General features: G+C 67.2%; 9 protein-coding genes. 3 read left to right on the top strand and 6 right to left on the bottom strand.

Going from position 1 to position 7080, the window contains the following annotated elements; genetic code table 11:
* Together VFH65_RS18780 and VFH65_RS18785 are read left to right on the top strand one after the other, a co-directional pair.
* On the top strand, positions 1-1208 hold a 1208-nt coding region (locus tag VFH65_RS18780; protein ID WP_353323482.1), incomplete at its 5' end, for an SDR family oxidoreductase.
* A 23-nt stretch (positions 1209-1231) separates the two neighbouring features.
* A complete protein-coding gene (locus VFH65_RS18785; protein WP_414688449.1) occupies positions 1232-2296 on the top strand; it encodes a nucleoside hydrolase in 1065 nt (354 codons plus the stop codon).
* Here the strand turns inward: VFH65_RS18785 and VFH65_RS18790 are convergent.
* A complete protein-coding gene (locus VFH65_RS18790; protein WP_353323484.1) occupies positions 2290-2946 on the bottom strand; it encodes a winged helix-turn-helix transcriptional regulator in 657 nt (218 codons plus the stop codon). The two genes, VFH65_RS18785 and VFH65_RS18790, sit on opposite strands and share 7 nt — an antisense overlap.
* Before the next feature lie 107 nt (positions 2947-3053).
* On the opposite strand from VFH65_RS18790, the gene VFH65_RS18795 reads away from it, so the two are divergent.
* Positions 3054-3518 carry a DUF6632 domain-containing protein gene (locus tag VFH65_RS18795; protein WP_353323486.1) on the top strand — a complete coding sequence of 155 codons (465 nt, stop codon included), beginning with the start codon at positions 3054-3056 and terminating at the stop codon, positions 3516-3518.
* Positions 3519-3534: 16 nt separating this feature from the next.
* Here the strand turns inward: VFH65_RS18795 and VFH65_RS18800 are convergent, their stop codons facing one another.
* The 5 genes from VFH65_RS18800 to VFH65_RS18820 are packed head-to-tail and all read right to left on the bottom strand — an operon-like array spanning position 3535 to position 7000.
* A complete protein-coding gene (locus tag VFH65_RS18800) occupies positions 3535-3957 on the bottom strand; it encodes an organic hydroperoxide resistance protein (protein WP_353323487.1) in 423 nt (140 codons plus the stop codon).
* The gene (locus VFH65_RS18805) at positions 3954-4400 is read right to left on the bottom strand and encodes a MarR family winged helix-turn-helix transcriptional regulator (RefSeq protein ID WP_353323488.1); all 447 of its coding nucleotides are present in this window, start codon (positions 4398-4400) and stop codon (positions 3954-3956) included. Before VFH65_RS18805 ends, VFH65_RS18800 begins: the two co-directional genes overlap by 4 nt.
* A 55-nt stretch (positions 4401-4455) precedes the next feature.
* A complete protein-coding gene (locus tag VFH65_RS18810) occupies positions 4456-4689 on the bottom strand; it encodes a DUF6480 family protein (RefSeq protein ID WP_353323489.1) in 234 nt (77 codons plus the stop codon).
* 46 nt (positions 4690-4735) lie between these two features.
* Positions 4736-6274: a DNA polymerase Y family protein gene (locus VFH65_RS18815; RefSeq protein ID WP_353323492.1), complete on the bottom strand. Its 1539-nt coding sequence runs from the start codon at positions 6272-6274 to the stop codon at positions 4736-4738.
* Positions 6275-6304: 30 nt separating this feature from the next.
* Complete coding sequence (locus VFH65_RS18820) at positions 6305-7000, bottom strand: hypothetical protein (protein ID WP_414688450.1); 696 nt, start codon at positions 6998-7000, stop codon at positions 6305-6307.
* Between the last annotated feature and the right edge of the window lie 80 nt (positions 7001-7080).

Consider the following 7080-nt stretch of genomic DNA (forward strand, 5'->3'; position numbering starts at 1 on the left):
CGCCGCTGCGTGGAACGCTGCCCCGTGCCGCCGCAACACCAATCGTGCGGGCCACCGGGCGCGCCAAGGTGCTGCGCAACATGGCGGCCACGCAACTCGGCGTTCCCGCCGAGATCCTCGACGTCGTCGACCTTTTCCCCACCTTCACGTCAGACAATGCGACAGATGCGTTGCGCGGAACCGGTATATCGGTTCCGGAACTCGCGTCGTATGCGCCCAAGCTCTGGCGGTACTGGGCCGAACACCTCGATCCCGACCGGGCCCGCCGTGATGATCCGGCCGGACCGCTCGTCGGCAAACACGTGATCATCACCGGCGCCTCCAGCGGGATCGGCCGGGCATCGGCGATCGCCGTCGCCGAACGCGGTGCGACGGTATTCGCGTTGGCGCGCAACGCCGAAGCGCTCGACGAGCTCATCGCCGAGATCCGCGCGGCGGGCGGTCAGGCGCACGCGTTCACATGCGATGTCACCGATTCCACGTCGGTCGAGCACACGGTCAAGGACATCCTCGGCCGGTTTGGCCATGTCGACTATCTGGTGAACAACGCGGGCCGGTCGATCCGCCGATCGGTCATGAACTCCACCGAGCGGCTCCACGATTACGAGCGCGTGATGGCGGTCAACTACTTCGGAGCGGTGCGGATGGTGCTGGCGCTGCTGCCGCACTGGCGGGAACGCCGGTTCGGCCACGTCGTCAACGTGTCCAGCGCTGGCGTGCAGGCCCGCAACCCCAAATACAGCTCCTATCTGCCGACGAAAGCCGCGCTCGATGCGTTCGCCGACGTGGTGTCAACCGAGACGCTGTCGGACCACATCACGTTCACCAACATCCACATGCCGTTGGTGCGGACGCCGATGATCACACCGTCACGCCGGCTCAACCCCGTCCCACCGATCACCGCCGAGCACGCCGCCGCGATGGTGGTGCGCGGCCTGGTCGAAAAGCCCCCGCGGATCGACACGCCGCTGGGCACGCTTGCGGACTTCGGTAACTACCTGACGCCGAAACTGTCCCGTCGCGTCCTGCACCAGCTCTACCTCGGGTACCCCGATTCAGCGGCGGCCCGCGGAGTGGCGCCCGCGCCGGCTGGGGCGCAGCGGCGACCGAGACGGCCAGCACGGTCGGATGCGCCGCTGCGGGCTCTCAAGCCGGTCACCCGGCCGATCAAGCGTGCAGTGCGCTTGGTACCGGGCGTGCACTGGTAGATGGCGGGCTTTATCGTTGGCGGGTGACCGTGGGGGGTGAGAAGGCGGCCCAGCTGCCCGTATTCGCCGACGTCGACACCGGGGTCGATGACGCGATGGCGCTGGTGTACTTGCTCGCCAGCTCCGACGCCGACCTAGTGGGCATCGCTTCGACTGCGGGAAACGTTCCCGTGCAACAGGTTTGCCGCAACAACCTTGGACTGCTGGAACTGTGTCAGATCACCGGCGTCCCGGTGTCCAAGGGATCCGAACGACCGATCAGTGCGCCGCTGCGAACCGCTGAGGACACCCATGGTCCGCAGGGCCTGGGTTATGCGGAGGTGCCGCCGGGCGACCAGCAGCTGACGGCGCACGACGCCGCCGAAGCCTGGGTGCGGGCCGCCCGCGCCCATCCCGGCGAGCTGGTGGCCATCGCCGTCGGGCCGCTGACCAACTTGGCGCTGGCGATGCGCATCGAACCGGCGCTGCCCAAGCTGCTGCGGCGACTGGTGATCATGGGCGGGGCGTTCGACTACCGCGGCAACACCACCCCGGTGGCCGAGTGGAACATCAGCGTCGACCCCGAGGCGGCGGCGGAGGTGTTCGCGGTGTGGGGTGCGGCGTGGGGGCTGCAGCCGCCCAAGCACATTCCGATCGTGTTGGGGCTCAACCTGACCGAGAACATCGCGATGACACCGACGCTCCTGAGCCGGCTGGCTACAGCGGCGGAATCCTCATCGGTTCCGATGAGCGTGCTCGACGACCGCGGCACCCGGTCGGTGGCGTCCAATCCGTTGATCCGGGTGCTCGAAGACGCGATGCGCTTCTACTTCGAGTTCCACTTCGACCAAGGCGAAGGCTATCTCGCGCACCTGCACGATCCGTTGGCCGCCGCGGTGGCGCTGGATCCCGATCTGGTTGCGTGCCGGCCCGCCGCGGTCGACGTCGAGCTGACGGGCACGCTGACCCGCGGCATGACGGTGGCTGACTGGAACGGACATTGGGGCCGAGAACCCAACGCGCTCATCGGCATCGAGGTGAACCCGGACGCGTTCTTCGAGCGCTTCATCGCCAGGGTGGGACGGTTCGCCAAGCGGCTCACTCAGTGAGCGGTTGGCAACGGGAACAAGGCGAGAAACCGTTTGACGACGTCGGGCTTGCCGCCGACCGTCGCATCTCCGGCGCGAACCGCGTCATCAAGCGGACGCCCTCCGTAGAGCAACGCGGCAAGCGTCGGCCGATCGGTGTCCAATGTCGCCGTCGGGTGTTCGGCCTCACCACGGGCGACCCGCAGCTGACCCTCTGCGACCTCGACGGTGAATTCGTTACCGCTTAGCCGGAGGCGGATCGTTGCGCTAAAACGTTTCGCGGCTTGAGGATTGAACAGTGCCCGTAGCGACAGAACGACAGAGTCGACGCTGCTGTCGGCCGTTGGATTCAGCGATGACGAACGACTGCCCCACCGCCCGAGGTGTGTGACGATCGGTTCCAGATCGGCGCCCCACTCGGTGAGCTCGTAGACCTCGGAGCCGGCAGGCGGCGGCAGTTTCCTTCGGCGTACGACGCCGGATTCCGTCATCTCGCGCAGTCGTAGGGCCAGGACGTCAGCGCTGGCGCCCGGCATGCCCGCGCGAAGGTCGGTGAATCGCTTCGGCCCGAGCAGCAACTCGCGCACGATCAACATTGCCCAGCGCTCGCCGATCAGGTCGAGCGCATGTGCCACTGCGCAGCCTTCGTCGTACCTGCGCCTTCCCACCATCGGCTTGAGCTTACCAGCGTGATTGAACAATCCACCTATCTAGTTGTTATTTCCAACTAGGTAGTCGTACAGTTCGACTATCCGCTATCGATCGAAGGGGCACATCAATGGTTACGGACACGCCGAGGAAGCTCGCGGCACTCAGCGTCTTCCTGCGCATCTACGGCATCTTGACGCTCATCATCTTCGGCCTGCTCTTTGCGGGCTTCATCGTTCAGACACCACTGCTCGCCGAACATGGCGGCGCGCTGAACTGGACGATCTGGAACGACGTCCAATTCGGACAGGACCACGCCCACGTCCCGCCCATGCTGATGCTCATCTACGTGGTCTGGGGCGTATTCCTGCTGCGCGCGGCGAACAACCCACCGGCATATTTTTCGTTCCTCGCCTTCACCATGTGGGCGAACCTCGCGCACGGACTGCTCATGGCCGCGCAGGTCTTCACGGACGTCGACCGGTACTGGAGCAAGTTCCTCACCGACATCCCGTTCGTGCTGATCCTCGCAATCGGGATCTACCTACTGAAGCCGGCCGCGAAGCCGGAGGACGCGGTGACACAGCACGGCTGATGCCACCCGATGAGCGTCAGTCGTCGGTCACCATGAGCTTGACGTCGATGTTGCCGCGGGTGGCATTGGAGTAGGGGCACACCTGGTGGGCCTTCTCGGTCAGCTGTTGCGCGGTTTCGTGGTCGACGTTGGGCAGGGTGACCTCGAGCTCCACCGCCAAGCCGAAGCCGCCGTTGTCGATCTGCCCGATCGAAACCCGCGCTCCGACAGCCGAATCCGACACGTCGGCCTTCTCCTGGCCTGCAACCAACCGCAGCGCCGAGTGGAAGCAGGCCGCATAGCCGATCGCGAACAGCTGCTCAGGGTTGGTGCCGTTGCCGCTGCCGCCCATTTCCTTCGGAATGGCGAGGTCGAGATCGAGCCTGCCGTCCGAGGATCGGCCCTTCCCGTCGCGTCCCTCTCCGGTGGCCAGGGCCTCTGCGGTGTAGAGCGTCTTCATGCGGATTCCTTTCGTACGGATGCGTTGAGAGCATCGGTGAGGTGATGGACCGCGTCTCGCAGGTCCGCGACTTCTCGTTCGGTCATGCCGGTCGAGGAGAAGAGTTGTTCCGGGATGCACTGGGCCTTGCGTTCAAGCCGGCGTCCGGAAGGGGTGAGGGCGACCTCGACCAGCCGTTCGTCGGTAGTCGATCGCTCGCGGCGGATTAATCCGTTGGCCTCCAAGCGCTTCAACAACGGTGAGAGGGTTCCGGAGTCCAGCTGCAGACGTTCGCCGAGCCGACCGACGGTTACCCGGTCCTCCTCCCAGAGCGCCATCAGGACCAGGTACTGCGGGTAGGTGAGGTTCAGCTCGGTCAGGATCGGCCGGTATGCCGCCGTCATCGCCCGCGATGCCGAATACAGGGCGAAGCAGAGTTGACGGTCGAGGCTCAATGCGGCCATGACCGAACTGTAGCCCACAATTCAATTGTGGACAACTAAAGATAGGCGCGGACGGTTACATGTCGACGATCAGCCACACCGCGGTCGCGACGAACAGCAGCACGAACACGGCAAGGGCGATGAGGCTGGCGATGAGCGTTGGCGTGAATCGGTGCCTGGGAGTTGGTTCCGGATGCGACAGGCCCGATGTCTGCGACGAGTCTGGTGGAGTTGATCCGGGTGCTACACCGCCGCCGGGCTCGAGCCCTGGCGTTTCTGCCGGATCAGGATCTGGGGGAATGGCAGTCATGTTGCGGCGCGTACCCCGTCGCGCTGTTCTCAATCAGCCAGGGCTGCTACTCGTAGATCCCTTCGACGTACCAACGCCGCTGCCGGTAGCACAGCAGCAGGGCCTGGGCGGGCTGGCCGTCGAGCAGCACCTGCGCTCGGGCCGTCCGACCGGCCTTGGCCTGTTCGGGGTCCCACCACCGCTCGTCGACGGGCCAGGGCCCGGCCCACCAGGACAACCTGTCGTCCCTACCGGGCGCTGCCAGCCGCGACGGGGCGGTAGAGAACAGCCCACGCCCGGTCACCCGTACCGGAGTGCCGTCGGCATCGAGCAACTCGACCGGGTCGTCGAGCAACACGGTCGGCGACGGTTCAGGCAGTTGCCCCGGCCACGGTTGACTCGGATCTGCCCGCGGCACCAGCTCGTCACCAAGCGGGGTGAGGGTGATGCGCTCGGCTGGCCCGCGCCCACCGGATAGCACCGGCACCTGCACCGCCTCGGGCCCGAGCAGACCCTGGACCCGCACCAGCGCGCGGCGGGCACGCACCCGGTCCTCCTCACCGACGCCACCCCACAACGGCAGCTGCAGCGCCTCGGCCGAGACCACCTCGACCGGCCGCAGCCGCAGCACGGTGACCGGCGCGGAAGGCCGGTCGTTGGGATTGCGCCTGTTCAGCCACCCGTCCAGCTGCCAGCGCACGCGATCGGCGGTGGCGTCCTCGGTCAGCGGTTCGGCGCAGCGCCAAACCCGTTCCAGCTCTTCACCATTGGCGGTGATGGCATGAATGGCCAGCCGCGTGCATCCGACACCCGAGGCCTCGAGGCCTCGGTGCAGGGAGCTCGCCAGTGACCGCCCGGCGAACGCGGCGGCGTCCACCCGGTCGATCGGCGGATCGCAGTTCATCACCGCGTCGAGTTCCTGTGGAGGTTCGCGGCCGGACGGACCGCGCGTGGGCTCACCGCAGGCGAATCGATGTGCGGCTACCGCATCCGCCCCGAATCGGGAGGCCACATCGCTGCGGGACAGCACGGCGAACTGGCCGATATTGCGGATTCCCATGCGCCACAACAGGTCTGCAAGATCTTCGCGACCGGGCGCCGCAAGGCTCGGCTCGGTGGCCAATTGCCGGATCGACAGCGCGGACAGGAACAGGGCGTCCTTGCCCGGTTCGACGATCCGTCCCGCCCGCGCGGCGAAGACCGCGGTGGACAGCTGGTCGGCTATGCCGACCTGGCATTCGGCCCCGGCCGCGGCCACCGCGTCGACCAGCTTTTCAGCGGCGGCCTGCTCGGACCCGAAGTAGCGCGCGGCCCCGCGGACCGACAACACCAGCAGACCAGGCCGTAACACCTCGGCGCGCGGCACCAGATCGTCCACCGCGGCTGTCACGTCTTCGAAATAGCGGGCATCGCGCGCCGGATCGGCGGTGACCACGTGCAACTCCGGACACCGCGCCTGCGATTCGCGGCGGCGCAGCCCCCGTCGCACGCCGGCCAAACGGGCCGACGCCGAACAGGCGATGACGCGGTTGGCCAACGTCACCGCGACCGGGGCCGTCGCGGGTAGGCCGCCGGCGGCAGCGGCGGCGACGGCGGGCCAGTCCATGCACCAGATGGCCAATACCCGGGACGACACTCATCCGCCTACCGCACGAACGGGACCGAACGAGCGTCCCCTGGCTCGCATGGCCAGCCGCACCCGACTGATCCGTCCGCAGCCAGGAGTGGGCGCCCCGTCCCCCGCACCGGTTACCTCGTAGCCACTGACCCTGGCCTCCAGCCGGGTGGATGCCCCTTGCCAGTCGCCGCCGGTGACCAGCAGCGTGCAGCCCTTCTGACGCGCCCTGGCCACCACCGCCCTTGCCCGGGTGGCCGGCACCGTCCGCCCACCAAGGCCGAGCACCACCAGATCCATACCGTCCATCAGCACCGCGGCCACCTCGACCGGATCGGTTCCCGGTTCGGGGATGACCGCGATTCTGCTCAGATCCGCCCCCATCTCCGCGGCGGCGAGCAGGCCGACATCGGGCTGGCCGACGATCGCGGCGTGCCCACCCTCTGCCGTCACCGCCGCCACCATGCTCAGCGGCAGCGACCGGGCACCCGACAGCACCGCCACCGTCCCGCGCGGCAACGGCGACGGCAGCAGTTCGGCCAGCGATTCGGGCACCGGCAGCAAAGTTTCCGAGTCCGGAAGCAGGTCGGTCGACGGCGTTTCTCCCCTACGCCCGCCGCCCACCTTGCCGGACACCGCCGCCATCTTGCGACGCAGGTGTTCTACCTGCTCAGCGCGGTCAGGCGGGCGCTGTTCCAGGGTCATCGCTGCCGTCACAGCAGCACCTCCTGCATCATCAGAACCTCTATATTTTCGAACACCTGTTCGATACACTGAGTAAACACCCACCCACCGAC

It is taken from the genome of Mycobacterium sp. (genome assembly GCF_035697385.1).
Lineage (GTDB): Bacteria > Actinomycetota > Actinomycetes > Mycobacteriales > Mycobacteriaceae > Mycobacterium.

Bases quoted from the DNA above. Each gene is read 5' to 3' on its own strand.
- VFH65_RS18795 (WP_353323486.1), top strand. From the start codon at position 3,054: ATGGTTACGGACACGCCGAGGAAGCTCGCGGCACTCAGCGTCTTCCTG.
- VFH65_RS18790 (WP_353323484.1), bottom strand. From the start codon at position 2,946: ATGGTGGGAAGGCGCAGGTACGACGAAGGCTGCGCAGTGGCACATGCG.
- VFH65_RS18800 (WP_353323487.1), bottom strand. From the start codon at position 3,957: ATGAAGACGCTCTACACCGCAGAGGCCCTGGCCACCGGAGAGGGACGC.
- VFH65_RS18805 (WP_353323488.1), bottom strand. From the start codon at position 4,400: ATGGCCGCATTGAGCCTCGACCGTCAACTCTGCTTCGCCCTGTATTCG.
- VFH65_RS18810 (WP_353323489.1), bottom strand. From the start codon at position 4,689: ATGACTGCCATTCCCCCAGATCCTGATCCGGCAGAAACGCCAGGGCTC.
- VFH65_RS18815 (WP_353323492.1), bottom strand. From the start codon at position 6,274: ATGGACTGGCCCGCCGTCGCCGCCGCTGCCGCCGGCGGCCTACCCGCG.